The sequence below is a fragment of the Streptomyces xingningensis genome, assembly GCF_054957865.1.
Genome location: NZ_JBDJPF010000009.1, coordinates 1 through 25753, shown reverse-complemented (window position 1 = coordinate 25753; position 25753 = coordinate 1). Strand labels below are relative to the sequence as shown.

The 25753-nt window shown below is 68.5% G+C and carries 27 protein-coding genes, 2 tRNA genes and 2 pseudogenes; 15 read left to right on the top strand and 16 right to left on the bottom strand.

The genetic code is table 11. From position 1 onward, the window contains the following. Positions 1-22: 22 nt before the first annotated feature. Positions 23-1180: an acyltransferase family protein gene (locus tag ABCR83_RS07200; protein WP_462693982.1), complete on the bottom strand. Its 1158-nt coding sequence runs from the start codon at positions 1178-1180 to the stop codon at positions 23-25. 315 nt (positions 1181-1495) lie between these two features. On the opposite strand from ABCR83_RS07200, the gene ABCR83_RS07195 reads away from it, so the two are divergent. After that, a complete protein-coding gene (locus tag ABCR83_RS07195) occupies positions 1496-2023 on the top strand; it encodes a GNAT family N-acetyltransferase (protein ID WP_462693981.1) in 528 nt (175 codons plus the stop codon). A gap of 21 nt (positions 2024-2044) precedes the next feature. Here the strand turns inward: ABCR83_RS07195 and ABCR83_RS07190 are convergent, their stop codons facing one another. Next, positions 2045-3079: an MBL fold metallo-hydrolase gene (locus ABCR83_RS07190; RefSeq protein WP_462693980.1), complete on the bottom strand. Its 1035-nt coding sequence runs from the start codon at positions 3077-3079 to the stop codon at positions 2045-2047. Positions 3080-3160: 81 nt separating this feature from the next. Next, a complete protein-coding gene (locus ABCR83_RS07185) occupies positions 3161-4369 on the bottom strand; it encodes a pyridoxal phosphate-dependent aminotransferase (RefSeq protein ID WP_462693979.1) in 1209 nt (402 codons plus the stop codon). Between the two features lie 186 nt (positions 4370-4555). Here ABCR83_RS07185 and ABCR83_RS07180 point away from each other — a divergent pair, with 186 nt between their 5' ends. Together ABCR83_RS07180 and ABCR83_RS07175 are read left to right on the top strand one after the other, a co-directional pair. Then, positions 4556-5392 carry a class I SAM-dependent methyltransferase gene (locus tag ABCR83_RS07180; RefSeq protein WP_462693977.1) on the top strand — a complete coding sequence of 279 codons (837 nt, stop codon included), beginning with the start codon at positions 4556-4558 and terminating at the stop codon, positions 5390-5392. A gap of 45 nt (positions 5393-5437) precedes the next feature. Continuing rightward, positions 5438-5788, top strand: a complete 351-nt coding sequence (locus ABCR83_RS07175; protein WP_462693976.1) for a VOC family protein — start codon at positions 5438-5440, stop codon at positions 5786-5788. 124 nt (positions 5789-5912) lie between these two features. Here the strand turns inward: ABCR83_RS07175 and ABCR83_RS07170 are convergent, their stop codons facing one another. From ABCR83_RS07170 to ABCR83_RS07155, 4 genes are all read right to left on the bottom strand, one after another. Then, positions 5913-7316: a CoA transferase gene (locus tag ABCR83_RS07170; protein ID WP_462693975.1), complete on the bottom strand. Its 1404-nt coding sequence runs from the start codon at positions 7314-7316 to the stop codon at positions 5913-5915. Continuing rightward, positions 7313-8734, bottom strand: coding sequence for a hypothetical protein (locus ABCR83_RS07165; protein ID WP_462693974.1), 1422 nt, complete (start codon positions 8732-8734; stop codon positions 7313-7315). The genes ABCR83_RS07170 and ABCR83_RS07165 overlap by 4 nt, the downstream gene beginning before the upstream one ends. A 150-nt stretch (positions 8735-8884) precedes the next feature. Continuing rightward, on the bottom strand, positions 8885-9076 hold the full coding sequence (locus tag ABCR83_RS07160; protein WP_462693973.1) for a DUF397 domain-containing protein: 192 nt from the start codon (positions 9074-9076) through the stop codon (positions 8885-8887). Continuing rightward, a complete protein-coding gene (locus ABCR83_RS07155; protein ID WP_462693972.1) occupies positions 9073-9885 on the bottom strand; it encodes a helix-turn-helix domain-containing protein in 813 nt (270 codons plus the stop codon). Before ABCR83_RS07155 ends, ABCR83_RS07160 begins: the two co-directional genes overlap by 4 nt. Before the next feature lie 121 nt (positions 9886-10006). Between ABCR83_RS07155 and ABCR83_RS07150 the strand changes: the two genes are divergently transcribed. Next, positions 10007-10312, top strand: coding sequence for a hypothetical protein (locus tag ABCR83_RS07150; protein ID WP_462693971.1), 306 nt, complete (start codon positions 10007-10009; stop codon positions 10310-10312). Next, positions 10267-10446, top strand: a pseudogene (locus tag ABCR83_RS07145) (DUF6255 family natural product biosynthesis protein); the annotation flags it as partial. The gene ABCR83_RS07150 and the pseudogene ABCR83_RS07145, both read left to right, overlap by 46 nt. Here ABCR83_RS07145 and ABCR83_RS07140 read toward each other — a convergent pair. From ABCR83_RS07140 to ABCR83_RS07130, 3 genes are read right to left on the bottom strand one after another with little or no spacing between them, the layout of a single operon-like run. After that, positions 10413-11402 (bottom strand): NAD-dependent epimerase/dehydratase family protein, encoded by a 990-nt coding sequence (locus ABCR83_RS07140; protein WP_462693970.1) that lies wholly within the window; start codon positions 11400-11402, stop codon positions 10413-10415. The pseudogene ABCR83_RS07145 and the gene ABCR83_RS07140 sit on opposite strands and share 34 nt — an antisense overlap. Positions 11403-11435: 33 nt before the next feature. Further along, positions 11436-13349 (bottom strand): hypothetical protein, encoded by a 1914-nt coding sequence (locus tag ABCR83_RS07135; protein WP_462693969.1) that lies wholly within the window; start codon positions 13347-13349, stop codon positions 11436-11438. Between the two features lie 8 nt (positions 13350-13357). Next, positions 13358-16492: a hypothetical protein gene (locus tag ABCR83_RS07130; protein WP_462693968.1), complete on the bottom strand. Its 3135-nt coding sequence runs from the start codon at positions 16490-16492 to the stop codon at positions 13358-13360. 203 nt (positions 16493-16695) lie between these two features. Between ABCR83_RS07130 and ABCR83_RS07125 the strand changes: the two genes are divergently transcribed. Next, positions 16696-16772: transfer RNA gene (locus ABCR83_RS07125), tRNA-Lys, on the top strand. A 57-nt stretch (positions 16773-16829) separates the two neighbouring features. Here ABCR83_RS07125 and ABCR83_RS07120 read toward each other — a convergent pair. Both ABCR83_RS07120 and ABCR83_RS07115 read right to left on the bottom strand, forming a co-directional pair. Then, complete coding sequence (locus ABCR83_RS07120; RefSeq protein WP_462693967.1) at positions 16830-17111, bottom strand: hypothetical protein; 282 nt, start codon at positions 17109-17111, stop codon at positions 16830-16832. A 52-nt stretch (positions 17112-17163) separates the two neighbouring features. Beyond that, positions 17164-17463 (bottom strand): hypothetical protein, encoded by a 300-nt coding sequence (locus ABCR83_RS07115; RefSeq protein ID WP_462693966.1) that lies wholly within the window; start codon positions 17461-17463, stop codon positions 17164-17166. Positions 17464-17674: 211 nt separating this feature from the next. Here ABCR83_RS07115 and ABCR83_RS07110 point away from each other — a divergent pair, with 211 nt between their 5' ends. The 3 genes from ABCR83_RS07110 (at position 17675) to ABCR83_RS07100 (ending at position 19964) form a co-directional block, all read left to right on the top strand. After that, positions 17675-18319, top strand: coding sequence for a 2OG-Fe(II) oxygenase (locus tag ABCR83_RS07110; RefSeq protein ID WP_462693965.1), 645 nt, complete (start codon positions 17675-17677; stop codon positions 18317-18319). 12 nt (positions 18320-18331) lie between these two features. Further along, complete coding sequence (locus ABCR83_RS07105; protein ID WP_462693964.1) at positions 18332-19828, top strand: hypothetical protein; 1497 nt, start codon at positions 18332-18334, stop codon at positions 19826-19828. 59 nt (positions 19829-19887) lie between these two features. Then, positions 19888-19964 (top strand) — tRNA-Lys (locus ABCR83_RS07100). An 807-nt stretch (positions 19965-20771) separates the two neighbouring features. On the opposite strand, the gene ABCR83_RS07095 is transcribed toward ABCR83_RS07100, so the two are convergent. Further along, positions 20772-20888, bottom strand: coding sequence for a hypothetical protein (locus ABCR83_RS07095; RefSeq protein WP_462693963.1), 117 nt, complete (start codon positions 20886-20888; stop codon positions 20772-20774). A 128-nt stretch (positions 20889-21016) separates the two neighbouring features. Here ABCR83_RS07095 and ABCR83_RS07090 point away from each other — a divergent pair, with 128 nt between their 5' ends. Further along, positions 21017-21169, top strand: coding sequence for a hypothetical protein (locus ABCR83_RS07090; protein WP_462693962.1), 153 nt, complete (start codon positions 21017-21019; stop codon positions 21167-21169). Between the two features lie 71 nt (positions 21170-21240). Here ABCR83_RS07090 and ABCR83_RS07085 read toward each other — a convergent pair whose 3' ends face one another. From ABCR83_RS07085 to ABCR83_RS07075, 3 genes are read right to left on the bottom strand one after another with little or no spacing between them, the layout of a single operon-like run. Continuing rightward, on the bottom strand, positions 21241-22086 hold the full coding sequence (locus ABCR83_RS07085) for a helix-turn-helix domain-containing protein (protein ID WP_462693961.1): 846 nt from the start codon (positions 22084-22086) through the stop codon (positions 21241-21243). A 9-nt stretch (positions 22087-22095) separates the two neighbouring features. Then, positions 22096-22620 (bottom strand): DUF6879 family protein, encoded by a 525-nt coding sequence (locus ABCR83_RS07080; protein ID WP_462693960.1) that lies wholly within the window; start codon positions 22618-22620, stop codon positions 22096-22098. Then, positions 22601-22999 carry a hypothetical protein gene (locus ABCR83_RS07075; protein ID WP_462693959.1) on the bottom strand — a complete coding sequence of 133 codons (399 nt, stop codon included), beginning with the start codon at positions 22997-22999 and terminating at the stop codon, positions 22601-22603. Before ABCR83_RS07075 ends, ABCR83_RS07080 begins: the two co-directional genes overlap by 20 nt. Positions 23000-23138: 139 nt before the next feature. Here ABCR83_RS07075 and ABCR83_RS07070 point away from each other — a divergent pair, with 139 nt between their 5' ends. From ABCR83_RS07070 to ABCR83_RS07050, 5 genes and pseudogenes are all read left to right on the top strand, one after another. Then, positions 23139-23423, top strand: coding sequence for a hypothetical protein (locus ABCR83_RS07070; protein ID WP_462693958.1), 285 nt, complete (start codon positions 23139-23141; stop codon positions 23421-23423). A 14-nt stretch (positions 23424-23437) separates the two neighbouring features. Beyond that, complete coding sequence (locus tag ABCR83_RS07065; protein WP_462694075.1) at positions 23438-23644, top strand: DUF7848 domain-containing protein; 207 nt, start codon at positions 23438-23440, stop codon at positions 23642-23644. Between the two features lie 108 nt (positions 23645-23752). Beyond that, positions 23753-24235: a hypothetical protein gene (locus ABCR83_RS07060; protein WP_462693957.1), complete on the top strand. Its 483-nt coding sequence runs from the start codon at positions 23753-23755 to the stop codon at positions 24233-24235. An 83-nt stretch (positions 24236-24318) separates the two neighbouring features. Continuing rightward, positions 24319-24823, top strand: a pseudogene (locus ABCR83_RS07055) (class I SAM-dependent methyltransferase). Between the two features lie 119 nt (positions 24824-24942). Further along, a complete protein-coding gene (locus tag ABCR83_RS07050; RefSeq protein ID WP_462693955.1) occupies positions 24943-25584 on the top strand; it encodes a gamma carbonic anhydrase family protein in 642 nt (213 codons plus the stop codon). The last annotated feature ends 169 nt before the right edge of the window (positions 25585-25753 follow it).

The following is a 25753-nucleotide window of genomic DNA, read 5'->3' as shown; positions in this document are numbered from 1 at the left end:
TACCGGACGATCAAGCGGAACATCAGACTCCGGCCTCGTCGGGTGATCGGTCCGCGGCCGGCTTCGTCTTCCGCCGGCCGCCGGAGAGCAGCTTCACCCCGGGCTTCTCCACCAGCTCGTGCAGCAGCACCGCGCCCAGCAGGGACAACCCCAGGATCACCGCCGCGTGCAGGGTCAGCGGCAGGGTGAGGTGGTGCTTCTTGAGGAAGTGATTGCCACTGAAGATGACCAGTTCATGCACGAGGTAGAAGGCGAAGGAGACCTCGCCGAGGTACACGATGTACCGGTTTCTGAAGGGGGACGGTTCCCCGTGGACGTCGGCGCGGGCGGCCGCGGCGATGGTGAGGGTGTAGGGAATGACCGTGACCGCGGTCCAGTGGAACTCATAGGGCAGGAGATGCACCGGCCCGAAGACCACCACGACGGACAGGGCGAGGCTGGCGACCAGGCCCGGACCGCGCCAGGCACCGCTCTTCACCAGCAGCGCGAGGGCGATGCCGATCACAAACTCGACCAGCCGCACCGGCGGCAGCATATAGAGGAAGTACTTCGGGTCCCACCCGGTCGCGTGCTGGATCCGCGCCGTGAGCAGCGGGAGCAGAAGGACGAACAGATTGCCGACGATCACCGTCGCCCACAGCCCCCGTCCCGAGAACCGCCGGATCAGGCGGATCACCAGGGGAAAGGTGAAGTAGAAGAAGAACTCACAACTCAGCGACCAGGAGACGCCGTTGTATCCGAACCACCAGTCGTTGCGGTTGGGGATCCAGGACTGGACCAGGCCGAGGTTTCCCGCCGCGATGCGGGGGTCGAGGGTCCGGCCCATCCAGATGAGCATCAGCACCGCGGCGAAGAAGGTCACCAGGTGGCTCGGGTAGATGCGGGCGAAGCGCCGCCGCCAGAATCCGGTCGCCTTGTCCCGGGGCCGCGCCGACCAGGCGAGGACAAATCCGGAGAGGATGAAGAAGAAGGAAACCGCCGAGGGGCCGTCGTACACGATCTGCTTCAGCTTGCTCACATGACCGGCGGTGCCGGACACGGTTTCCTCGTAGCCGAAGTGGTAGCAGAAGACGAGAAGCGCCGCGTACCAACGCAGGCCGGTGAGCGAATCCAGGCGCACCCGCGGGGCGGCGGATGCGCTGGTGGACAGCTTCGGTGGGGCAGGGGATATCAGGCTCAATGTCGGTCATTCCGTGAAAGCGGGGCAGGTCCGCGACGTCTGTAATGCCGCTCAGCGGCGGGCAGCTGCTGGATACAACTTTCCCTTATGCCACGGCAGGGTCAACCTGCGAGAGATAACTCACAGTGCCTCTCGGAGCACGCGGGCATCAGGTGGGCCGAGTTGGCGCTCGCCACCGATTCCCTCCCGCTCCGCTTCCCGGCGAGTCGATGTTGACCATGTTATGCGGCAAAGAGGTCAGCCCCCGCCCTAGGGGGTGTCCAATGGGTCGGTGCGGGAGGTGCCTCCTCCCCTGCCCCTGGGCAGGATCCCCTCATGACCACCACCCTGCGCACCCCACGGCTCACCCTGCGCCGCTGGCGTGCGGACGATCTGGAGCCGATGGCCGCCATCAACGCCGACCCGGAGGTGATGCGCTGGATCGGGGACGGATCCGTGCGGGACCGGCGGCAGACGGCCGCCGGGATCGCGGCCTGGGAGCAGGAGTGGGAGGAGTGGGGCATCGGGCTGTTCGCCGTCGAGGTGCGCGAGCAGCGGCAGTTGGCCGGATTCGTGGGGCTGACCGTGCCCCGTTATCTGCCGGAGATCCTGCCCGCCGTCGAAATAGGGTGGCGGCTCGGCAGGCCGTACTGGGGGCGCGGGCTGGCCACCGAAGGGGCGCGCGCCGCATTGGACTTCGCCCTGCGGGACCGGGGACTGGCGCGAGTGGTCAGTGTGCACACCATCGGGAATGCGGCCTCGGAGCGGATCATGCGCAAGCTGGGGATGCGCCGGGAGCGCGACACCACGCATCCCGCCCTGGGGGTGCCGCTGCGGGTGCACGTACTGGAGTCGCGCCCATGACCGCGGGGACGGTGACTCCCGTCAGGAGCTGACCACTTGCAGTGCCTCCGCGTCCACCGGCGGCAGCACCCGCGAGCCGCCGACCGGCAGATCCCACAGCTCGTCGCGCGGGCGCCCGGTCGCCGCCCAGGCGGTGCGCACCCTGCGCAGCGGTTCCAGCGGTGGCTCGGCGGAGAGCAGGAAGGTCCCCCAGTGCATGGGTGCCATGGCCCGGGCGCCCACCTCCTGGCAGGCGCGTACGGCCTCCTCGGGGTCGGTGTGCACGGTGCCGAGCATCCAGCGCGGGTCATACGCCCCGATGGGCAGCAGGGCCAGATCGATGCCGGGGTAGCGGCTGCCGATCCGTTTGAACCAGTGGCCGTAGCCGGTGTCACCCGCGAAGTAGACGCGCCGGCCGTTGGGGGCGGTGAGCACCCAACCGCCCCACAGCGAGCGGCAGGTGTCGGTGAAGGTGCGCTTGCTCCAGTGATGGGCGGGGACGAAGTCAAAGCGCACCGGCCCGGCCGGCCCGGGCAGTTGGACCGCCTCCCACCAGTCGAGCTCGTTGACCCGGGTGAACCGGCGGCGCCGCGCCCAGCGGGCGAGACCGGCCGGCAGGAAGAGATGGGTGTCCCGGGGCAGGCTTTTGAGGGTGGCCGCGTCGAGATGGTCGTAGTGGTTGTGGCTGATGACGACGGCGTCGATGCGCGGCAGGTCCGCCCAGCGCACCCCGACCGGAGTGACCCGGGGCGGCGTGCCCAGGATTCTGCGGGACCAGACGGGGTCGGTGAGCACCGTGAGGCCGCCGATGCTCAGCACCCAGCTGGCGTGCCCGGCCCAGGTGGCGGCGATGGTGGCCGCGTTGACCACGGGCAACGGCCCGGGCTCGACGGGCAGTTCGGGGAGCTCGCGCAGCGAGGCGGCGCTGGGGCGCAGCCGGCCCTCGCGGGCCAGCCGGGCCAGGGCGCGCACGCCGGGCAGCGGGGCGGTGAGGCGGTCGGCGAACGACCGTGGCCAGATGCGGATTTCGCCGAGGGGGCGGGGTTCCGCGAGTGGGCGCTCGGTCTGTTCGGTCATCGAGGGGCTCCATTCGACGAGAACCGCATGAACCGGGTGCCGCCGCGCGCTGGGCGCGAGGGCACGCTCATCGACGGTAGATCAGGTGGTGGCGAGTTCACTGAATGCCGTGCCAAGAGTGGCCAACGCCTGGTCGACTACCGGTGACCGCACCGGGTCGGGGCTGTCCAGGGCTTGTTGGCGCTGGTCGTCGGTGGTGCCCAGGAGCGGCAGCACGGAGAGCCGGACGCGCAGGGCGTCCGGGACCTCGCCGAAGCGGTGGCCGCCGGGGACCGGATGACCCAGTGCCGTGCCGAGCCGGTCCTCCAGCTCCACGGAATCGCCGATGCCCCGGGCGGCGAGCTCGGTGCGCAGCTCATCGAGGTCGGCGTAGAGGTGCGGTCCGGTCTGGGGCGGCAGGCTGAGCACCCCGGCGGGGGCGAGCCGTTCCCGGACGGCCGCGGCCAGGGTGCCGTAGAGCCGGGCGGCCGCGGCGGTACGGGCGCGTACCGGCTCGGGTTCGGTCAGCGCGTAGTGGGCGGTGGCGGCCACCGGCGGCGGCAGCTCCGCCCGCAGGGCGGTGAGCACCGAGGCGGCGCGGGCGCGCAGCGGGAGCCCGGCGGGGAACAGGGCGATGGCGACGGGCCAGGCGGCGGGGGTGAGGACGCCCGAGAGGTCGGTGAGGACCACGACCCGGTCGCGGTACATATCCGCCGGGCCCACGAACACGGTGGCGTGCGGGTCGTACCGGACGTCCCGCCAGGTCTCGTCGCTGACGATGACCAGTCCCTCGGCGGCCGCCGCCTCGCAGACCTCGTGCAGGATCTCCGGCGGGGCCACGGTCCCGGTGGTGTCGTCGGCGACGGACAGCACCAGGAAGCGCGGTCTGCCGCCCTCGGCCCGGATTCTGCGGACGGTCTCCAGCAGCGCGAACGGGTCGGGCACGCCACCGCACTCCGCCGGTACCGGCAGGTGGTAGGCCAGCCGGCCCGCGAGCCGGGCGAGCGGCGCGTACCAGGTGGCACAGGGTCTGGTCAGCAGGACCTCGCCGCCCGCCGAGGCGAACAGGGCCAGCAGCAGCGGCTGGGCCCCCGGGGCCGCGAGCACCTCCGCGGGGTCGCCGGGCAGCCCGCGGCGCGCCCAGTAGCCGCAGGCTGCGGCGCGCAGCTCCGGGCCGCCGCCGACCGGTTCGGGCGCGGTGCGGGTGGCCGACCGGGCCAGCTGTGCGGCGAGCTCCGGCAGTACGGGCAGTCCGCGCTCGGGGGCCGGGAAGGCCGGGGGTGCCGGGGAGCGGAGTCGATGTTGCCCCATCCGTCCGTACCTCCGTACCGCGCCCGGTTTTCCGCCACCTTCGCAGACCACGGGGGTACGCGCCGGGCCGACACGGGCGTGCGGGTGACGGCCGGTCTTGCATCGCAAGACGTACCTCTCGCATCTTGAGATTGACGCGTACGGTGAACGGGACGAACGCTCCCGTTCCTCAAGGAGGGGACCACCATGCCCGAAGCTGCCAAGGAGCCGAAAGGGCGCCCCGGCGAGGTCGTCTACGTCCATGGCCATCATGAGTCCGTACTGCGCGCGCACAGCTGGCGCACGGCCGCCAACTCCGCCGCCTATCTGCTGCCCGAGCTGCGGCCGCACCACCGGATCCTGGACATCGGCTGCGGTCCGGGCACCATCACCGCCGACCTGGCCGCGCTCGTCCCGCAGGGCCGGGTGACCGGCCTGGACCCGGCCGGCGACGCTGTGCAGCGGGCCCGTGCGGTGGCCCGTGAACGTGGCCTGGACAACGCCGACTTCACCCTCGGCGACGCCCAGGCCCTCGACTTCCCCGACGGCTCGTTCGACGTGGTGCACGCCCATCAAGTGCTCCAGCACCTCGGCGACCCGGTGGCGGCGCTGCGCGAGATGCGCCGGGTGTGCCGGCCGGGCGGGATCGTGGCGGTGCGGGACGGCGATTACGCGGCCATGACCTGGTATCCGCTCGTCCCCGGCCTGGACGAGTGGCACCGGCTGTACTCGAGGGTCGCCCGCGCGGGTGGTGGTGAACCGGACGCCGGGCGCCGTCTGCTGTCCTGGGCCCGGCGGGCCGGGCTCACCGATGTCACCGCCACGGCGAGCACCTGGTGCTTCGCCACCCCGGAGGACCGCGCCTGGTGGAGTGGTCAGTGGGCGGACCGTACGCTCTCCTCCGCCTACGCCCGCCACGCACTGGACGGCGGGTACGCGGCCCGGCCCGATCTGGAGCGGATAGCGGCCGCCTGGCGCGAGTGGGGCCGGCAGGACGACGCCTGGTTCATCGTCCCCGCCGGTGAACTGCTGTGCCGCGTTTGAACGCACCCTCCCCCGGCTCCCGTCGGGCCAACTAGCCTGGTTTCCATGAACATTCTGGGGACTTCGCTACGGGTGTGCGTCGGTGATCTGGAATCCGCGATCGCGGTCTACGAACGGCTGACCGGGACCGAGGCACTGCGGTTCAGGCGCGGCGGTGTCTCGGTCGCGGCGGTCGGCTGCTTCTTCCTGATGAGCGGCCCGGAGGCGGAGCTGTCCATCCTGCGGAAGATCACCGCCACGATCGCGGTAACGGATGTCGACGAGGCCCTGGCGGACCTGCATGCGGTGGGCGCGGACATCATCGCGGGCCCGGTCCCCACCCCCATCGGCCGAAACCTGGTAGCCCGCCACCCCGACGGCTCGGTCTTTGAATACGTCGACCGCAAACAAGGGTGACGGGGTAGCCCCGGGCGCGCCATTCAGCCCGTCCGGCGTTTGAGGACACGCGGCGAAGCCGCGTTCGGGGTTTGGGGGCGCAGCCCCAAGAAACGGTGAAAGGGCGGGGCAGGGGCAAAACCCCCTACCCCCACACCGCCGCATCCCCACCCCAACGCCCCGGCACCCGCACCCAGCCACCCGGCCCGCCCTCATACGCCACCGGCGACACCGCATACCGCAACGTGCCAAACGGCCCCTCCGCCTCGGCAAGATACGCCCCGGCTTCATACGACGCACCCGACTCCCCCTCAACACCCTCATCACCCTCCACACCCCGCATCAGCCAAGCCGCCGTCCGGGCCAGCGCAAGCCGCGCCAGATACGTCCCACCCGCAGCCCGCTGCTCGGTGACCGCCCGCAGCACCGCGGCCGCCAGCAGATACCCGGTGCCGTGGTCCAGCGCCTGCGCGGGCAGCACACCGGGGCTCCCGTCAGAACCCGCCTCCAGCACTGCAACGCCGGTGGCCACCTGCACCAGGCTGTCAAAGCCGCGCCGCTCACCCCAGGGACCGTACGAACCCCACGCGCTCAACTGCCCGATCACCAGGCCCGGTCGGCGCTCGGCCAGCACCTCCGGGGCCAGGCCATACCGTTCCAGCGCTCCGGGCCGGTACCCGGTCACCAGCACATCCGCCGCGCCCAGCAGCTCCTCGAACGTCGCCCGGTCGGCCCGGCGGCCGAGGTCGAGAAGAGTCGAACGCTTACCGAACCCCGTGTCATTGTGCGCGTCCTGGCTCTCCGGCAGCCCCGGCGAGTCCACCCGCAGCACATCCGCCCCCAGCAGGCCGAGCGTACGGGTCGCCACCGGCCCGGCGATCACCCGCGTGAGGTCGAGCACGCGCAACCCCTCGGCGGGCAGCTCGCCCCCGTTCAACTCCCGTACCGGACCGTCCGCGAACCGCTCCAGGCTCAGCAACGGCCGCTGCGCGACGGCCATCCCCTGCGGATGCGCGGCCCACTCACCGGGCGTACGCGCGGCGACGGCGAGCCCACCGGCCCCGTACACCGTCTCCTCCGCCTCCACGGCCGCCCGCTCGCCCAGCACGGCGGCGACCCGGGCGACCAGGGCCTCGTCATCGGCGGAGTCCGCAATCCCCAGCGCCTCCAGCAGCCGGGCCCGGTGATGCGGATAGTTCGCATGCGTCCGCACCCAGCCATCGCTCGTGCGCCAGAACCGCGACAGCGGGGCGAAGGAGTCCAGCGCCCGGCCGTCCACCCGCAGCCGGCGCTCGCTGAGAAACGCGGTCCCCACCGCCCCGTCGTCCACCCGCACCGTCGGCAGCGGGCCCAGGCCATGCCGGGCGGCCCGCAACTCGGCGGCGGCCAGTCCGCAGACCGCGACCGTCGCCCGGGCCAGCTCCCTTACCGGCAGCCGCGCGGGCAGCACCCCGCCCGGACCCCCGTATTCGATTCCGGCGGTGAGCCCGGGGTCACCGCCCAGCGTCGCCCAGGCATGGTCAACATGTTTGATCGATCGCTTAATCATGCGCGCAGTGTGGCACTGAGTGCCACTCGTTGAGAAGAGAGTAGCCGGGTCCGTTCCAGCACCGGCCCCGCGACCAGTGCCTGCACCAGGTTCGCCGGGGCACTCGCCCAACCGTTGAGCAACCGCTCATCGGAGAGCAGCACTTGAACGATCTGGCTGCTGTACCGCTCCACGGACTCCTTGCGGAACCCCAGCAGCGGCCAGCCCCACACCGACGCCAGATACACCCCTTCCTGAACCGAATAAGGATCGCCGGGGCGCATACACTCGACTATCGGCTCAACAGCCGTGCGATTGGCGGCGCTTCCGCCCATCAGGTCGATGACCACCGAACCGGGGCGCAGCACGGACTTCAGGTCCTCATTGGTGATGATGTAGTCGTTGCCGCGATACCGGGGGCCCTGTTCCACGCCATTGATGATGAGATCGCTGGATCTCAGATAGCTGCGGACATACGGCCTGCGGGTGGCCCGCTTCGTCAGTATGTCCACCCGGGAAATCCCATGCCGCATGCATTCGTCCAGTGCGCCGAAGGCCACATTGCCATATCCCAGGATGCTGACTCCCAAGTCGTCGACCGTGCGCACGGTCGGCGATTTGCGCAGCGCCAGCTCAATGCCGAACAGGGCTCCGGCCCGGCCCGTTTCATGGAGCGACTGAATCTTGCGTCTGCCCCGCATCCCCAGGGGATACCTCGCCCGGTACTCGCCCATCGCCGAGGGGGCGATACCGGCGGTGATCTCGTCAAAGGGATAGTGCCCCACCGGGCACCCCTGGTGCGCCAGCCCGACGGACACCGGCAGCTCATAACCCGGCAGCCCCGACTGCGACATGTGCAGGGTCCGCGGCCGCCGCCGCGCGACATACTGCAGCGCACCGAACACCTCCGGGGTGAACCCACGGAATGCGACGTCGAGTTCGGTGGCGGAGGCCGTGCCATTGGGCACGGTCGCCAGAATCTGCCGCATCGCCAACTGGCTGCACACATAGGCGTCCGTGAGCACCTCGGGCTGCTCGACGATCAGCTCCATGGCAATGAGATTGACACCCCGCGCATTGGCCACCTCGGCCCGCTTCGGGACGGACTGCACATGAGCCATGCACAGCATGGTGGAGCCGGGATCCATGTGTGAAAGGTCCTCATGCGCGGGCCCCTTGAGCTTGATCACGAGATCGTTGCCCGGATAAATGTCCTTCCGCGACCCGATCGATGCGCCGACCTCGCGGTAGGCGGCATCGGGAAACCCCAGCGCCCGCCCCGCATTGGCCTCGACCTGGACCGAACACCCATGCCTGACCAGCGCCTCCACCCCTGCCGGGGTCAACGCAACCCTGGTATCCGCACCCTCGGGATCCTCCGGCGATTCATGCTCCGCCGCGATCCCGATGCGCCGAAGCGGCCCCATCCCTGCAGTCATTTCGAGGCCCCTTCCGTGAGATTACTCCACCGAAAGTGACCGACGCCTTTGCGTAGGTTTGGCCATGATGACAGCGACTGCAGGTTCTCGCCTGTTGGTCCTTGCGAACTCGCCGTCCAAGCGGTTGGAACGTAGGATTACGGGGGTTGGTTACGGGTGGCGCAGGGTGCCATCCTGGACGGCGGCTATGAACTCGGTCCAGGAGGAGGCCGGGACGAACAGTCTCGGGCCGTGGGGGTGCTTGCTGTCGCGGACGGGGATTGTGTTGGGTATGTTGTCGGCGACTTCCAGGCAGTCCGAGTTGCTGGTGTTTGTGCTGTAACTGGACTTACGCCAAATCATGAATAGAGCTCCTTCAATGCCGATTTGATCAGGAGCGATGATTCGTCGGGCGGCAGCGCTTTCGCCACAATCAACGCATAGGCCTCCCTCGCCAATGCCACATCCTTCGGGTCTGCCAGCAACGTCCCGCCCAGGAAGGAATCCACGTGCGCCACATCCGCACCCTCGTCGAAGGACAGCAAACCAAATGGGGTAATAACTCCGTGAAAAGTTTTCTCTCCGTCCCGAACGATCTGCACAACGTGCGGTGCAGTGCCCGCCAGCTCCAGAAGCCTTTCCAGCTGCCCTTTCATCACAGCTGGTCCACCGAACGCACGCCGGAGAACTGACTCCTCCAGAACGATCCACAACTGGGGTGGATTCTCACGCGTCAGGATGTGCTGACGCGCCATCCGAGCCGTGACCAGGTCCTCCTGGTTTCGCTCACGGCCCGTGGCCATGACAGCACGTGCATATTCCTCGGTCTGCGCCAACCCTGGGAGCAGAAGGGTGTGGAACCGCCGGATGGCCGTCGCGATCTCTTCCAGCTCCACATACTTGCGGAACGACGGCGGAAACGCGCACTTGAGCACAAACCCAGCCAACCTCGAGAAGCGCCCATGCGCGTGCGGAAAGACGCGATCGCACACTTCCGCGAACTGCGGAGCCGGAACCCGCTCGCCAGTCTCGATCTTGGCCACCAATGAGTAACTGCAATGCGCCTCCTTCCCCAGCTCTTCCCTCGACATCCCCAACCGCTCCCGCTCCAGCCGCACCTCGTCCCCGAAGTGCTCCAACGGCGACTCAGGACCCTCGGCCTGCACACCCATGCGAACTCCCGACGCTGGCTGGACGCTTACTTGCGTCCAGGCGATCTACCTGGTCAGCGTACGAGCGGAGCGCGACCCTTGAGGCACACACGGTAAACATCGCTCAAGAGGTTGCCCCCACATGCCACCTACCCCCCATACACCCGCCGTAGGCGAACTCGTCTGGGACACGGCCCGCAAGCGCCTCGGTGAGGTCATGGACCACCGCTGGTCCCGCTACCAGTTGCGCCCGCCCGCGGGCGGCACCGAGTGGCACGCGTACCCCGAGGACATCCGCCGCATCCCGTCCAGCGCGGAGCGCACCCGCTGCACCGAGTGCACCCGCATCAAGAGCGCGTACCACGAGGCCAGCGACGCGGGGGATCGCGAAGCAGCCACCGAATGGACCGTGGCCATGGGCCGCCACCAGCGAACGGCGCACCCATGACGGCCGCCGCCACCAACTGCCCACACCCCACCGACTGGTGGACCACCACCCCGGACGGCGCAGCCCTCTGCACCATATGCGGCACCCACCGCTTCCCCGACTACCGTGCGCTCGGCCCCGCCGTCGAGCCGCCCGACGGGGACGCGCCCGTCGATCCCCGGTCCAACCGTTCGCGCCACCAGTCCACGGTCGCCTCAAGCTGTTCCGCGAGCGGCGTGGCGCCGCCACCGAATTCGGTGCAGTATGCGGTGGAATCCATCACAAACGGCCGGTCGAACTGATAGCGAATTTCCTGCAGTTCCCGCAACAGGGGCGAAAAGAGCGATGCCGCGCGCAATACCACCGGCGACAGCCTGCGCACCGCAACCGGCTTCACCCGGGCCTGCGCCGCAAGCCGGTCGGTCATCTCCCGGATGGGCAGCGGGGGTTCCGTCGGGACGTGCCAGGCCCTCCCCCAGGCCTGTTCCCGGCCCGCGACCTCGACCAGTGCCCTGGCCACATCGGGGACATAGCTCCAGCTGTGCGGAGTGTCGGGGTCGCCGAGCACGGAGACCGGCTTGCCGCGCAGCAGTTGCGGCATCACCCGCGCGGCCAGGTGCCCGCCATCGGTCACGCCCGGGCCGAAGAAGTCCGAGGCGCGTACTTCGACCGCCTTGAGCCGGCCCTGCTCATGCAGATCCCGTGCCTGTTCCCAGATCTCGGCCCGCACCCGCCCCTTGGCGCCGGTGGCGGCGAGCGGCAGGTCCTCGGTCAGCTCGCCGGTGACCGGGCCGTAGCCATAGAGGTTGCCCAGCATGACCAGCACCGCACCGGTCGCCATGGCCGCCGCGTTGGCCGATGCGGCCAGTGGTGGCCAGTCGCGTGCCCAGCGGTGGTACGGCGGCGCGGCGCAGTGGTAGATCGCGGTCGCGCCCCGCACGGACTCGGTCAGTCGCTCGGGCACCGCCGCGTCCAGCGCAACATGCTCGATTCCGGGCTCCGCGGGCCGACCCGAGCTGGTGATGACCCGTACCGCACAGCCACGTTCGGCCAGCAGCCGGGCGGTGGCCGCCCCGGCGGGCCCGAAACCGATCACTACATGAAGGCTCATCCCGCGCACCCTAGCGCGACCCATCCGCCACCCCTACGGCGGCTCCTCCTCGGCGAGGCGCTGGGCCAGCGGCTTCAGCTCGGCAGCGATCCTGTTGAGCTGATCGCGGGTGGCGTCCACGCCGATGAGCTCGACGTTCTTGAACCCCTCGGCCCTGAGCTCCTCCCGGATCAGCTGGGCCGTGGTCAGCGGCAGATCCCCCGGGACCACGCCGAACAGCTTGGTCCGGGTCGGTGACAGCCGGACCGGCAGCAGCTCTTCCCCGAAGTAGATCTGCACCAGGGCATCCTGGCCCGGCGACAGCCGTTCGATGTCCCTTCTGAACTGGCCGCCCAGCTCGGCCAGTCGGTACTCCTTCATCAGCTGGTCCACCGTCTTCCGGTAGGGATTCCCCGCGGCCGCGGCCAGCGCTCGTTCATCGCGCAGCTGCTCCTTCACCAGGGCCCTCAGCGTTACCCGTTCCTCCTGGGTCAGTGCGGACGGGCCGCCCGCGGCGCGGCTGAGCCCGCGGGCCGTCTGCCGGAATCCGGCCTTGGCCTCAAAGATCGCCGAGAGGTTGAACACGCCGTTCTCGCGGTAGCCGAGGAGGCCGTCGGTGAGCTGTCGCCCGGACTGGTCGCTGATCAGGTGCCCGGGGATGAACTCCAGTTTCCTCCCGTTTGTCTGCACCCCCAGGGCGAACGCCCTGGGGCGCTCCCTGAGCCAGGGCACGACCCGGTACTCGGTGAGTTCCTCGAGGAGTTGCCCCTTGAGGATGTTGGTTTCGACCCCCTTCTCCAGGACGCGCCGCAAGGACGGCACATCCAGGGAGGTGAGCACCCGGTACCTGCCGGACAGCCGTCCGAGCAGCTGGGCGATGAGGTCGTCAAAGTCCGGCACACCGCCGCCTCCGCCACCACCCCCACCACCACCGCCGCCCAAACGGCCGCCGCCACCGCCACCGCCGGTGATTCTGCCCAGCGCGCCGGGTGTCTTCTCGTCCAGCCGGACCTTCCGCTTCGCACGGATCCCCTCGGCCAGTTCGCCCTCGGCGCGCCTGATGGTCCGCAGGGCGGGGCCATTGGCGGCCATCCGGTCGGCCGCGACGACCGCACGGTTCCAGGCGCGTGCCTCCTGGCCGTACAGGCGCACCAACTTGGCCTCCGTATAGGCGACCCGGCCGACCTTGGTCAGTTTGCCCGCCAGCGGCAGCAGGGCGTCGACGGCCAGCAGCGCGCGGTCCAGGGGGTCGAGCGAGTAGCCGAACAGGTCCTCACCCGTGAACGCCTCGGACAGCTCGACAATGCTGCCGACGACGGGCAACAGCTCGATCGCCTGGTTGACGACCTGCTGTTCAAACGGCTTCTCGATGGGGATCTCCCCGATCTCGACATCCGGCTGCAGCTTCTGTACCAGGCGCAGCAGGGCGACGATGTCGAGGCGCTCCTTGAGGAAGAGCGCATATCCCGCACCCGCGCTCAGTTGCAACAGCAGGTCGTCCGGCGGGTGTTGGTCGAACCACTTCACCAGCTCATCCGCGACCACCCGCATGATGCGGCCGATTTCGGGGGTGTTGTAGTCGATCAGATACTCCCGGCCCTGCTGCGGGGCCCTGGTGTATTTGACGCGGTGCTCGTTGCTCGTCCGCAGGAGGTCGGCGAACTCGCGGTACTCCGCTCTCTTGTCGAGCAGCTTGTCGGGCGGGTCGGCCCAGGTCTCCCGCCCCGCTTGTCTCTGCGAGGCGAACAGCCACCGCTCGGGGCCGGTGAATCCGGTGCCGTCGGGCCCGACCGGGAACTGGCGCACCACGGCCGAGGGGTTGCCCTGGAGGTCCTTTTCCATGATCTCCGCCGCCCGGCGGGCGGCGGCGACCTGGCCGGAGGTCGCGGAGGGGTTGAGCAGGGCCCGCGTCAGGGTCAACTCGGCCAGGCGCAGGGCCGCTTGGTACGGCCTCAGGTCCCATGCCATCGGCCGGCTCAGTTCTCCACCCACTGGCCCGAGGGATCCTTGTGCCAGGAGGGCAGTTCGTCGTCGCGGCGCAGCTTGACCAGGGTCGTCGGGATGCGGACCCGCCAGGGAGCACCCTGCGGGACCTCGTCGCCGGGGCGGTGCAGGCGTTCGGCGATCTCGTCGGCGATGGGCAGATAGAGCGGGCTGGTGATGGCGGGCAGCGGGCCACCGTTCCACAGTTCGCCGAAGTTCATATAGTGGTCGACGGCCCCTTCGAAGCCGGGGCGGATCGGCACGGTCACCCGGCAGTAGCCGGCCTTGAGGAACTGGTTGAACTGCGGGTCCGGGTCCTCATAGGTCAGCCGCTCGCCCCACTGGTTCTTCCGTCCCCAGAAGTAGGGGTACGCCACCCAGGTCAGATGCTCCCATTCAATGGCCTGCTCGAAGAACCGCACATAGGCGCCCTCGGCGGCGGACTGGGCGACGTCGATCTGCGGGATCTTTTGTCCGTGCTCGCCGCGCGCGACGTTGATGGCGCCGAACAGGTCGAAGTGCTGGTCGGTGAGGACGCTGATGCAGTTCTTGCGCAGCTCGTCCGCGACCAGGAGCTGGTTGCTCTGCGGGTTGCGGCCGTGGATGGTCACCCCGGCCTGGATCTTCAGTTCGGCGAGCTTCTGCTCGTACTCGGAGAGCCGGGCCAGATAGGCGGTGGTGATCTTGGCGTGCGTATCCAGGCGCCACTTGTTCATGGCCCGCTGGGTGCGCTGGCACGTCACCTCGATGCCGGCGGCGACGGAGGCGGCCCGCCAGGTCCTGATGGCGACGGGGACGGAGTCGCGTTCCCCGGTCATGGGGGCCGTCCACAGCCATGGGTCGTCGTTGGCGAATCGGTGCGTCCTGCTGCCGATCAGCACATCGATGTTGTAGTCCTGCTGCCAGATGGTGCGCACCACGCCGCAGGATGCCTGTACGGCCATATAGCCATCGTCGATGGTGATTTGGCCGGAGTGGGTGTAATCGGTTTTGCTGTCGCCGCCGCCCGCCTTGAAGTCAAAGGACTTGGTGCGGTAGATCTCCGGCGGCGGGGCGACATCGGTGGCGTGGTAGAGCTGCACCCACTGGGTGTAGTTCAGCTCGGTGATCTCGTCGGGGCGCAGGGTGAACGGGGTGGGCTTGGTCAGGTTCACGGCGCTGGCGTGTGCCGAGCGCAGGGTCTCGATGAAGTAGGCGGCCGGTTCCGGGATCATAAAGTCGAACATGGTTCGCAGCCCGTAGTTGTACATCTGGGCTTCGTAGACCTTGTTGACCCACTGGTAGACGCCGGAGATGTTGTTGATGCCCGTCCGGTTGTCCAGTCCGTGGCTGTTCTTCTCGATCACCTCGGTGGTGACGCGCAGCGAGGTGCGTTCCAGGATCCGCTTGGCGATTTTGTTGGAGCTGCGCTGGGTCACGTCCTGGGCGAAGGTCGCGGCCGATTTGGTGGCCTCCTCCTTGGAACGGGACATCGAGCCCTCGGCGGAGGCGCTGAACTCGACCGTCGGCCCGTATTTGCCGGAGACGGTCAGCCCCGCCTTCAGTTGGGCGTCCTCCTTGATGACCGAGCTGGCCTCCCGGGTCATCTCGAAGCGGTCGGTGGATTCCAGGTCCCGCTCCTCGGTCGTGGTGACCTCGGACTCGGTGAGGCTGATCTGTTCGGTCTCCTGCCGCCGGCTGTGATCGCGCTGTTTTGTCTCGCCGCGCAGCACATTCTCGATGTGCGCGATGTCCGCGCCCTCATAGCCGACCAGCTGCTGGCGGACCAGGATCAGGTCCGCGACGCCGGACGGGGTGACCGTGCCGCGGGTGTGCGGGATCCGGCTGCCCTCCAACGGGATGGATTCGGGCGGCGGGATCTCGCCGACGACCAGCGCCGTCCAGGGGGAGGGCAGCGAGGTGGAGACGGTGACCAGGGTGTCGCCGATGCGCTTCACGCTGTGCCGGGTGGGGCGGCCCATCAGGACCTCCAGCTCACCGCCGATCGAGGCCTGTTCGTCCCGCAGCAGGCTCACGATGCGGTCCAGCGGCTGGGCGGTCAGGCCGATGCCGCGCTCGGACAGCACCGTCTTGGTGGCCGTGCTGAGCTTGTCGGCGGCGCTCGCCTGCAGCCGGAAGCCGATGTCGCTGAGTTGCAGGGGCTTGAAGGGCGAGTTGCCGGACAGCAGGTCGGGCTTGGCGCCGAAGACCTCTCCGGCGAGCTTGGCGGCGCCCTCCACCTGGGGCTGCGGGGGCGGGGGCGGAGGGTCGCCCGCGGCGTCCGCGGAATGCGGCGCGGGCGGCACCGGGCCGAGGGCGCGCAGGTTCGCCTCGCCGAGGCGGGTGTGGAAGCTCACCTGTCGTGCCAGCGCGGCCGGGGGCTGGAAGTCCGCGGGCGGCACCGAGCCGTCCCCGGGCCGTTGGACGGTGGCCTGCAGATGCTCGCCGCCGAGGCTGGTGAGCTCGCCCACCGCGTCCCGCAACCGCTGGTGGGTGGAGAGCAGTTGCTTGGCCTGTTCCCGGCGTTGGGCGGCGGCCTGGGCCTCCTGCTCGCGCTGCCGTTGTTCCGCGACGGCGGTCGACAGCTCGGGTTCCAGGCCGGTCGCCCGGGGAAGCTGCAGGGGCCGTCGCAGGGCCCGCCGGGCGTCGTCCGGCTGGGCGGGGAACACGGGGTCGGACACCATCCGCGCGATCAGGTCCAGATATCGCAGCTGTTCGGTCAGCGCGTCGATCGGCCGGGCCTGCTCGCTCGGCAGGTACTTGATCGCCAGCAGGCTGTCCCGCAGCCGGGACACCGAGTCCAGATAGGGCTGGCCGCCGACGACGGCGGCCGGTTCGGCGCCATAGGCATCGCGCACCGCGTTGACGACGGCCGGCCGGAACGCCTCGGTCTGCTCGGTGGGCGGGTTGGCCATCAGCCGGGCGAGCGCGGCGCCGAAGGCGGCGGTCGCGGCCGCCAGCGGGGTCTTCTCCGGGCCTCCGATGAACCGGGCCGAGGCGACGAACTCTCCCGATACGCGCCGCAGTTCGGTACGCGGGGTGCTCGATCCCGAGGCGGCGGCCAGCGCGTCCTGGAAGGCGGACTGCTGGGCCAGCTGGATGCTCGGGCGGCCCGGGTCCTGACTGACCGCGGGACGGACTAATGACATGCGGAATAGCGGTTCCATAAGGGCGCTCCAGAATCTGCGGGTCAGTCCCCCGCGACGGCCGTGACACGGCTGACTCAGGATGCCAGTGCGAGGCCCAGCCGGAAACCTTCCGGTCCGTTCAATGGAACGGACTGCGGCGAGGCGGCCACATTCACCGAACAAATGAATTTGCTTCGAACAAGAGATCCGGTAATATTCGTTCCGCGCCGCTAGCTCAGTTGGTTAGAGCGGCTGACTCTTAATCAGCAGGTCCGGGGTTCGAGTCCCTGGTGGCGCACCAATGAGCTTGGGCTCCCGTCGGTCGAACCGACGGGAGCCCAGGCTGCTTTGTGGCCGCTCAGAAGCCGGGGTCGTCCAGGTCGAGGTACGGCTCGAACGGGTCGTCCGGCGCATTGCACTGGGGATACAGAAACGCCCATGGGTCCGTGTAGCAGTCGACCGGCGACGACGGTGGCGGTGGCAGCGTGGGCTGCGCGGGCCAGGCCCCGGGCTGAGCACTGGCCGGATGCACGGCGGGCTCGGCGGCCGAGGCGGTGCCCGTGGTGGCCGCGCCGAGCGTGGCGGCGAGCGCCGTCGCGCCGAGAAGTGCGGCTATGCGGTCATGCGTTGAAGCGGTCATGGTTCACACTCCCGTCAGGTCAGGTGCGCTGAGGGTGTCCCCTGAGCCCGGCTCAGAGCCCGGGGAGCATGGGGAGCGGGGGAGTCGTCGGCAGCGTGAGCGGCAGGCTCGGCACCGTGGGCAGCGTGGGGGCGGCGGGCACCGTGACCCCGGGCACCGTCGGCAGGGTGGGGTCCACCCCCGCGCGGGAACCGGAGTGCATCGCGGGCGCGGCACAGGCCACCCCGTCGAGCCGGCCGCTCGCGGGGCGCTCGGCGGCCGAGGCGAGGTCGGCGACGGTCGTGGAGAGCGTGGCGGCCAGTGCGGTCGCGCCGAGAAGTGCGGCTATGCGGTCATGCGTTGAAGCGGTCATGGTTCACACTCCCGGATCAAGGTCATGTGCATTGCGCTTACGCCCTTGCACGGTAAGCGGGCCACCGGCCGGTCGCCCGGCCGAGGAGGCCGTTCGAGTGACGGTCGGGCCCGTCCACGCCCCGGCGCGTTTCATACGACAAGTCAAGTGGTACCCGTCGCACGGGCAGCCCGGACTATCGCGGGAGCGGTGAGGAGCGGGAGGTGACTCGATGACCGAGAGCGTTGGTGTGGCCGAAGCGACGGCCGCGACGACGGTGTCCTTGGCAACACAGATGTGCCGGTTCGATGACGTACTGGGCGCCACGGCGGCCGACCGGCTGCTGGAGGAGGCGTGCCATGCGCTGATGGCGGAGGTCCGCGAACAGGGCTCCGGCACGGAGATGCTGGTGCCGCCGAACTGGCGGTGCACGGATCAGACGGGACGCTTCCCGGCCCTGGCCGAGGCGCTGACCCGGTTGTCGCCGATGGTGATGACGATGCTGGGCGTGCCCGCGACGGACGTACGGATCGCCTTTGGCTTCACCATGCACAACCAGCTCTCCCGTGAGCCCCTGCAGCAACTCCCGCCGGGCCGGGACGCGGCCGGGGTGGGCGACCCGCGCAAGGTCACCTTCCTCTATCACCTGCACCGGCGGCCACGGGGCTTTCTGGGCGGACAGACCCGGGTCTTCGACACCACGGTGCGGGACGGTCACCCCGGTGTCGCGGAGTCCTTCCGGGACGTCCAGCCCGATCATGACTCCCTGGTCTTCTTCCCGGCCGACGCCTGGTATCAGGTGCGGCCGGTGACCTGCCCGTCGGCGAAGCTGCTGGACAGCCGCTTCGCCTTCCACGGCTGGCTCGCCGCGCCCTAGGGGAGTGTCCCGATGACAACCGCGTCCCTCCCCGCTTCCTACGCCCCGGACTCCATCTCCACCGGGACGCCCAGCAGGCTGACGGTCGGCATGGCGGTCCATGACGACTACGACGGGGCCTACTTCACGGCCCTGGCGCTCCGGCTCTACCACCCGGAGGTCGCCGACCGGGTCGACATCCTGCTCCTCGACAACGACCCGACGGGCCCCGCCGCGGCTGCCCTGCGCGGCCTGGACGGCACCGTCCCGGGACTGCGCTATCTGCCCGTCGACCACATCAAGGGCACCGGCGTACGGGACTTGATCTTCCGCGAGGCTCGCACCGAGTGGGTCATGTGCGTGGACTGCCATGTCCTGCTGGCGCCCGGTGCGCTGGCGCGCTTCCTCGACTACGCCGACACCCACCCGCGCTCCCGCGATCTGCTGCAGGGCCCCATGCTCAATGACGACCTGTGCACCGTCCAGACCCATATGGACCCGGTGTTCAACAACCTCTTCGGGGTGTGGGGTTGCGACCCCCGCGGCATGGACCCGGACGCCCCGCCGTTCGAGATCGGCATGCAGGGGCTGGGGTTGTTCGCCTGCCGCAAGGAGGCCTGGCTGGGGTTCAACCCCAGGATGCGCGGCCATGGCGGCGAGGAGGGCTATATCCACAAGAAGTACCGGGCGGCGGGTGCGCGCGTACTGTGCCTGCCCTTTCTGCGCTGGACCCATCGCTTCGCCCGGCCGCACGGCGTCAGCTACCCCGTGGACGCCGCCGAGCGCTGTCACAACTACCTCATGGCCTGGGAGGAAGCGGGGATGGCCGTCGAGCCGGTGCTCGACTACTACCGCGAGACCTGCGGGGATGTCGTCGAGCGCTGGCTGGCCGACTACACCGCGGAGAAGGCCCACCCGCTGAACTACTTCGACGCCCTGGTCTGCATCAACCCGGACGCCGACGCCCAGCGCTGGGCCGCGGTCAGCCGGCGCTTCCGCCGCCTGGGCATCGCCCATCGCGTCCGGCGCCTGCAGCCGGCGGTGTCCACACCCGACGCCCGCGAGGCCGGGCGCGCCCTCGCGCACCGGCTGGCCATCGCCCAGGCGCGGCAGCAGGGGGTCGACCACATCCTGGTCCTCGAGGACGATGTCGCCTTCCACCCCGAGGCGCCGGGCATCCTCGCGGCCAACATCTCCGAACTCGCCGACCAGCGGTGGAACCTCTGTTACCTGGGTGACTCCCATCACCTCCAGCAGGCCCCCGGCTGCGAGCACCTCCGGAGCGCACAGGGCCCGGTCACCACGTATGCCGTGGCGTACCACGCCCGGGTCTTCGACCGGCTGCTGCACGAACTCCCGTCCACGGAGGCCGATATGCGCGCCTGGCTGCGCACCCACACCGGCCTGGGCCACTACTATGCGCGGCATTTCCATGACGGAGTGTTCGCCGTCTCCCCCACGGTTGCCACCCAGGACGACCCCAGCCGTCACCGGCCGGTCGCCCCGCGCGACGATCCGGCCCCGGCGTAGGCGCTTCCGCTCGCCCATCGGGATTTGCTTCGAACGGCCGACTGGGTAGTATTCCTGTCGCGCCGCTAGCTCAGTTGGTCAGAGCGGCTGACTCTTAATCAGCAGGTCCGGGGTTCGAGTCCCTGGTGGCGCACCAATGGCCCTTGGCCTCCGTCGGTTGGTGTGGCGGGGGTCGGGGCTAGCGCGACGTGAGCCATGCGGCGAGTCCACTTCCGGTGGACGTGGTGAGGGCCGCCACCAGCCATACGGGGACACGCTGGACGGTCAAGTGAAGTCCACCGCAGCGGAGTTCAAGCTGTGGGCGAGCGTTGTCTTGCGGTATCCGAGTGCTGGGCACCATGGCCTCCCGATGGGTGAGTTCGGCCAACTCTCACGCACCGAACCTCTGACACACCATCTGGCGCTACCTGGCGAACCATGGCGTATATCGATCAAGGCTTGACAGCCACGGCGCGGGGCACTGTGCCCTCCGGTTCGAGCGGTTTCACTGAACCCTGGCGCACCGAGCGAGGGAAGGAACATCTGACTGCCACCTGGCGATACCTGGCGAAATCCCCCCACCCAAGGCGGGAAGCCCTTCCGGATGTCCCGAGCTGACGACGGGCGGGCGCTGCGGCCCTACTCGCTTCACCGGCTGGTCCACCAGGCTGCACCGGTTCCGGTGGCTGTGGTCAGTAGCGTGACCAGCCATACGGGGACGCACTGAATCGTCAAGTGCAGTCCACCCCAACGTAGTTCGAACTGTGGCGGCGGCTGTTCTCTGCTGTCTGCCCTGCGAGTCATGGCAATAGTTCAGCACGGGCCACCTGACGCTGAACGAAGTTGCCACCCAACAGCCTGTCACCAATTCGGACATACGCGATATTCGCGGCGGCAGCGAAGCCTCACCCTGGTGCAGATTCCGGCAGGAGTCACCGATGCGACCTGCCCCCTTGCGGCGCTTTCAGGGTCCTGATCGGCCATACGGAGCGGAAAGGGAGTCGACCAGGAACGGCATGTCGTCGGTGACAATCGCTGCACCTTGGGTCGTCGACGACTTTCGCCAGCCCCCCACCCCCATGTTCGGAGGTACCCCATGCCCCGCAAACCCCGCGCTCCGCGCCCGGATCGAATCCGGCTTCCGCCGTCTCGGCGCAGACCGGGGACATCTACGCAGTCCGCTTCGGGTCCACCGAGGCCGACGCCGGAATGTCCGGCCTGACCAACGGCGGCGTACAGGTCACCGACCTCGGCGAGTCCCACGACAAGCCCGTCCACCGAACGCGCATCGACTTCCACTGCGGCCTCGCCCTGTTCGGCGGGAAGACTGCTGCCCGGCTGACCAACGTCCTCGCCGGCTGACAACACCACCAAGCCCTCGCGCTCGTCACCCCCACCAGGGCGACGGGTGCGGGGCATTTCTGCGTTGAGCCTCAACTACCGCTATCTAGTTCGGCAAGAGCAGCAGCAATCAATCCCCGCAACTCGTGACCGTAAACTGCCGACTGTTGGAGCAATGAGAACGCTCGATTGTAGAGTGCAATTTCCCGGGGTTGTGTGACCGCGAGTTCGGCAGAGTATGTTTCCACGACCACTAGGCGGTCATCGAAGATGCTGAATGAGTTTCCTGGCCAGATCTTTTGCTCCGCCTTACGAGGGATGACCCCGAGGCTCAATCGCGGCAGGGTCATGACTGCCAATAGGCGGTCTAGCTGCCCGCGCATTACGTCTGCGCCCCCGTAGTTGGTGTAGAGCGCCTGCTCTCCAAGGATTACACTGAACCGGCGATCCCCTTGATATAGGTATTGCTGTCGCTGCATGCGTAGGGAAACGGCTTCATCCGTATCGTCGGGAATTTGAAGAAATTCGATTACCTGGCGAAAGGTGGCAGCCGCGTAATCGGCAGTTTGCAGCGTTCCCCATACCACGGTTGGGTGGTAAATGCGGAACGTTGAGGTCTTCTCGTAGAGCGATAGTGAACGCTTCTGAGGGGTCTTAGCGCCAGCGGTGAACATGCGTCGCCACTCCATCCACATGGCCTCAATGTGGCGGACAGTGGCAATAAGGTCGACTACCTGTTCGTCGGCCCGGACAATCCGACACCAGACGCGAATGTCGTCATCGCTGACGTTCTGTTTTCCGTGTTCGATCCGGGAGACTTTAGACAGGTGCCAGTTGGCCGCATTAGCCAACGCCCGGCCAGTGAGCCCCGCACCCTTGCGGAGTTCTCTTAGCCGGGCGCCGAACGCTTCACGCGCTTGTTGGGCTTGGTGAGACACGGGCGGGAATCAGCGGGTGTACTCGTTGTACGGGATTGCGAGAGACCAGAGTTGATCCCGGACGCGTACAGCGTGCTCGACTGTAGCCGGATCAGTGATGAGCTCTGCGCCTTCGAACCGTCCGTCTGGGCGGAAGTGGGTCACTGCCAGAGTTTCGCCGTCGAACAGCCACCAGTCGTTGCCGCTGGCCGGGAAATTGAACCCATCCGGGATGCGCTGCCGTGGCAGCCACCGGATTTCTTCCCCCGCTTCGTGGTTCATCGGGGTGAGTTCGAGCTCCCACCTGATGTACTCGGATACTGGTTCTGTCACGATCCGGACGCGACGGATGGACTTTCCTGCTGCGGTGAGGGTGTGCGTCTGATCGAGCCACGGACGAAACCATGCAAAGTCGTCAAACTCCCCCTTCCGCCACTTCGCGTATGGGCCATCCTCGATGGAGACGCGGTATTCATCCTGGAGTTCCAGGTGGAACGCGTCCTTCTTGAATGTCGAGAACAGCTCATCGCGTTGTTCAGCCGTGACCAGAACCATCGGCGTTTTCCTCCAAGAGCGCCTTAATTGCTGCCTTGCTGACCTCTACGCAGTCTTCGTGACCCGGGATGCTCATCTGCCCCAGCGTCTCAGCGTCGCTTACAGCCTCACCCTGCACGATGTAGTTACCGCTGCCAGTGACATGCACGATGGGGCATGCCCACGCGCTCACGGTGCCGGTGACGCCGTCGTTGATCAGGTGATCGAACAGCGCACTCGGTACCTCAACGATCGTTTCCCCGCTGGGGACTTCGAGCCTGCTTGTGATCTCCGGATCGGTGACCTTCCACCCCTGGACGACGTACGTGTCCTGGTCGCTGGCGTACAGGGTGGGTGACTCTGTGGGGTTGGATACCTTGCCCAGGAACGTTAGCCGCATGATCGCTCTCCTGTCGGGAGGGTTGCTGCTGTTTGCGGACGTTGACGAGGGTCCAACTCCCCTTATGCGTCGTCAAGATGGCACGCAAACATGCGCAAACATGTGGCTTGCTGGAACGGCGCGTTCCTAGCTTCGAAGCATGGAACAGAGCGAGCAGCCCGACACGGCACAGAGCAGCGAAGCGCGGCGGTTCCTCTCCTGCCTCTCCGGGGCGCGCGGGGTCGGCGGCGTGCTCCTGGTGCGGAAGGACACTCCCGGCTCCGACGGCGCGGACCTGGCGCCCGGTGACGGGCTCAGGTGGCCCAAGTGCCAGTGCGGAAGCGCACGTTGCCCGGACTACACACCCTCGCCGGCGCCGCCCTCCGAAGGGCTGAGAGCCAAGGTCGCGGAAGTCAACCGGCGGAGCCGTAAGGGCGGACTGTGAGCGTTAAGACGACTATGCGATACGTGGTCCACCAGATCGCGGAGCACCCGGACACGGACGTGACCTTTGAGGCCGAGTGCCTGCACTGCAAGTGGAAGGCAACACCCGCTGAAGGCTCGGCGGCTGTCGATGTGGAGTGCATGAGCCACACCGGCCGGTCCGGACACGCTGGGTTTCGGCGCATCCGCACATCGTTCGCGATGGTGGTTCGCGCCGAGTAGAGACCCCCGCCCCGGTGGTGGAAACCCTGGGCAGGTCGAGCGGCCGGGGTGGGTCGCACCACGGTGCGGGGACCGACTCCCCGCACGTACAGCGAAGGGATAGGCACCATGAGCGCAGCAGTTCAGACGCGGACCCGTGATCCGCGCATCATCCTCAACGCATTAGAGCAGCGCGTGCCGCACCTCGTCGCCGACGTCGGCGTTGACTCCCTGTGGGAGCGGGAAGTCAGGCTGCTGCTCCGTGACAGCGTGGCCGTGCGGAGCCTCGCGGAACGCATCCTCGGGCAGGGCATCGCGTACCTGATGACCGCCATGGAGCGCCCCGGCGTGGACATGGGCGTCGGCTACACCGTGGGCATCGGGGTTCATCAGCTGATTCTCGACACGCCGCTCTACTTCGCCCTGTGCGACGAGTACAACGGCGGGGTCTACAAGCACCATGCACCGCTGATCGAGCGTCGCCGTGACGGCACGGTGATGCGCACGGCGGAGCTGATCCGCAAGAACGGGTTCGACATCGATGACGAGCTCTGGTCGGTGGACGCGTCCGACGGCTCGCCATGTGACAACAAGGTGCCCGACAGCCACTGACACGGCGCTACAGTGCCTGCCCCTGCCCTCCTCTCCGAGGGTGGGGGCGGTACCGCGTCCAGACCCCACACGGAGGAGACCCGTTGCCCGCACAGCACAACATCGACAGCGAACGCGAACTCTGGGACGCCTACGCCGAGAGCACCAAGAAGGACGTGCTCGAAGCAGCCCCCGTCTTCCGCTGGACTCAGTACGCCGACCACGGACCCGGCCCTGAACTGCTCGGCGATCCGGCAACGGTGCTTGAGATCGGATGCGGCACCGGGCGCGCGCTGGCCTACCTGGCGCAGCGAGGTGTGAAGGTGACCGGCGTGGACCTCTCGCCCGTCATGGTCGGGCACACCACGGAACGGTGGGGACCGCTGGGGGCGCACTTCGTCTGCGCCGAGGTCCTGGACCACCTGAGCGGCAGCACGGAGACCTACGACGCCGTGTTCTCGATGTTCGGCGCCGTCTGGTTCACCGACCCGGCCAAGGTGGGAAAATCTCTTGCTGAAGGCCGGTTTCAAGGACGCTGAAGCGAGCGTCCTTGACGCCCCCGAGCCCGACCACATCGGCACGCTGATGGTGCGCGCCACGGTGAGCTAATGCCGTATCGGGCAACGTTCGCCCTGTAGTGCCTCAGATCGCGGATGGCACAGGTCTCGGCGAACGTGATGTCGGAAATCCGCCAGCATGCTCGCGGTCGGTCGGGCGAGAATCCGCTCATGATCACTGAACCGCAGGGAATCCGGATCCGGCATCGCGGGCATGAACCGCAGGTCCATCCCACCGCCTATGTCGCCCCGACGGCCACACTCGTCGGTGATGTCCGCGTGGGGCCGAGGGCGCGGGTGATGTACGGTGCGGTGCTCGATGCCGAGGGGTCTCGGATCGAGGTCGGGGAGGCGGCAGTGATCTGCGAGAACGCGGTGTTGCGCGGGTCTGCGGTCGCCGGCGACCAGCCGGTGCTTGTCGACGACCACGTCTTCGTGGGGCCGCATGCCACGCTGCTGGGCTGCGAGGTCGGCAGGTGCGTCTATGTGGCGACCGCGGCGACGGTCCTGCAGGGCGCACGGTTGGGGGCCGGCTCGGTTGTCGCTGTCGGCGCGCTCGTCCATGCGCGCACCGTTCTGCCGGACGAGTACTTCGTGCCGCCGCACACCGTGGCGCTTGACGCCCCGGTGCGGCTGCTGGCCCCAGGCGATCCGGGCCTGGCCGAGGCCGTCGGGCGGGTGGGCTTCGCACAGGTGGCGTTCGGCGTCGACGCGGAGTGGACAGACCGGATCAACCGGTACGAGCACATCGCGGAGGTGCGCGTCGCCGAGTTCGGCACGCACGCGGACGATGAGGTTCTGAATCCCGGCTAGTACCGCATCAGCGGCCCTTGTGCTGTGGCGAGGTGACGCGCCGTCCGGATTCCCCTCCGGCGGCGCGCGTCCGGCAAGCTGTACAGGTGGCAGAGCGCGTGCGGGTGCGGGAGATCGTTGACATCCTCCCCCTCGTAAACGAGGGGGATTCCTACGGCTCGCGCCGTGG

Bases quoted from the DNA above. Each gene is read 5' to 3' on its own strand.
- ABCR83_RS07115 (WP_462693966.1), bottom strand. From the start codon at position 17,463: ATGACCGCTTCAACGCATGACCGCATAGCCGCACTTCTCGGCGCGACC.
- ABCR83_RS07110 (WP_462693965.1), top strand. From the start codon at position 17,675: ATGACCGAGAGCGTTGGTGTGGCCGAAGCGACGGCCGCGACGACGGTG.
- ABCR83_RS07050 (WP_462693955.1), top strand. From the start codon at position 24,943: ATGATCACTGAACCGCAGGGAATCCGGATCCGGCATCGCGGGCATGAA.
- ABCR83_RS07135 (WP_462693969.1), bottom strand. From the start codon at position 13,349: ATGGCATGGGACCTGAGGCCGTACCAAGCGGCCCTGCGCCTGGCCGAG.
- ABCR83_RS07160 (WP_462693973.1), bottom strand. From the start codon at position 9,076: ATGATTTGGCGTAAGTCCAGTTACAGCACAAACACCAGCAACTCGGAC.
- ABCR83_RS07190 (WP_462693980.1), bottom strand. From the start codon at position 3,079: ATGACCGAACAGACCGAGCGCCCACTCGCGGAACCCCGCCCCCTCGGC.
- ABCR83_RS07150 (WP_462693971.1), top strand. From the start codon at position 10,007: ATGCCACCTACCCCCCATACACCCGCCGTAGGCGAACTCGTCTGGGAC.
- ABCR83_RS07130 (WP_462693968.1), bottom strand. From the start codon at position 16,492: ATGTCATTAGTCCGTCCCGCGGTCAGTCAGGACCCGGGCCGCCCGAGC.
- ABCR83_RS07105 (WP_462693964.1), top strand. From the start codon at position 18,332: ATGACAACCGCGTCCCTCCCCGCTTCCTACGCCCCGGACTCCATCTCC.
- ABCR83_RS07195 (WP_462693981.1), top strand. From the start codon at position 1,496: ATGACCACCACCCTGCGCACCCCACGGCTCACCCTGCGCCGCTGGCGT.
- ABCR83_RS07070 (WP_462693958.1), top strand. From the start codon at position 23,139: ATGGAACAGAGCGAGCAGCCCGACACGGCACAGAGCAGCGAAGCGCGG.
- ABCR83_RS07065 (WP_462694075.1), top strand. From the start codon at position 23,438: ATGCGATACGTGGTCCACCAGATCGCGGAGCACCCGGACACGGACGTG.
- ABCR83_RS07185 (WP_462693979.1), bottom strand. From the start codon at position 4,369: ATGGGGCAACATCGACTCCGCTCCCCGGCACCCCCGGCCTTCCCGGCC.
- ABCR83_RS07175 (WP_462693976.1), top strand. From the start codon at position 5,438: ATGAACATTCTGGGGACTTCGCTACGGGTGTGCGTCGGTGATCTGGAA.
- ABCR83_RS07080 (WP_462693960.1), bottom strand. From the start codon at position 22,620: ATGGTTCTGGTCACGGCTGAACAACGCGATGAGCTGTTCTCGACATTC.
- ABCR83_RS07155 (WP_462693972.1), bottom strand. From the start codon at position 9,885: ATGGGTGTGCAGGCCGAGGGTCCTGAGTCGCCGTTGGAGCACTTCGGG.
- ABCR83_RS07120 (WP_462693967.1), bottom strand. From the start codon at position 17,111: ATGACCGCTTCAACGCATGACCGCATAGCCGCACTTCTCGGCGCGACG.
- ABCR83_RS07060 (WP_462693957.1), top strand. From the start codon at position 23,753: ATGAGCGCAGCAGTTCAGACGCGGACCCGTGATCCGCGCATCATCCTC.
- ABCR83_RS07075 (WP_462693959.1), bottom strand. From the start codon at position 22,999: ATGCGGCTAACGTTCCTGGGCAAGGTATCCAACCCCACAGAGTCACCC.
- ABCR83_RS07165 (WP_462693974.1), bottom strand. From the start codon at position 8,734: ATGACTGCAGGGATGGGGCCGCTTCGGCGCATCGGGATCGCGGCGGAG.
- ABCR83_RS07170 (WP_462693975.1), bottom strand. From the start codon at position 7,316: ATGATTAAGCGATCGATCAAACATGTTGACCATGCCTGGGCGACGCTG.
- ABCR83_RS07140 (WP_462693970.1), bottom strand. From the start codon at position 11,402: ATGAGCCTTCATGTAGTGATCGGTTTCGGGCCCGCCGGGGCGGCCACC.
- ABCR83_RS07095 (WP_462693963.1), bottom strand. From the start codon at position 20,888: ATGGGGGTGGGGGGCTGGCGAAAGTCGTCGACGACCCAAGGTGCAGCG.
- ABCR83_RS07180 (WP_462693977.1), top strand. From the start codon at position 4,556: ATGCCCGAAGCTGCCAAGGAGCCGAAAGGGCGCCCCGGCGAGGTCGTC.
- ABCR83_RS07090 (WP_462693962.1), top strand. From the start codon at position 21,017: ATGTCCGGCCTGACCAACGGCGGCGTACAGGTCACCGACCTCGGCGAG.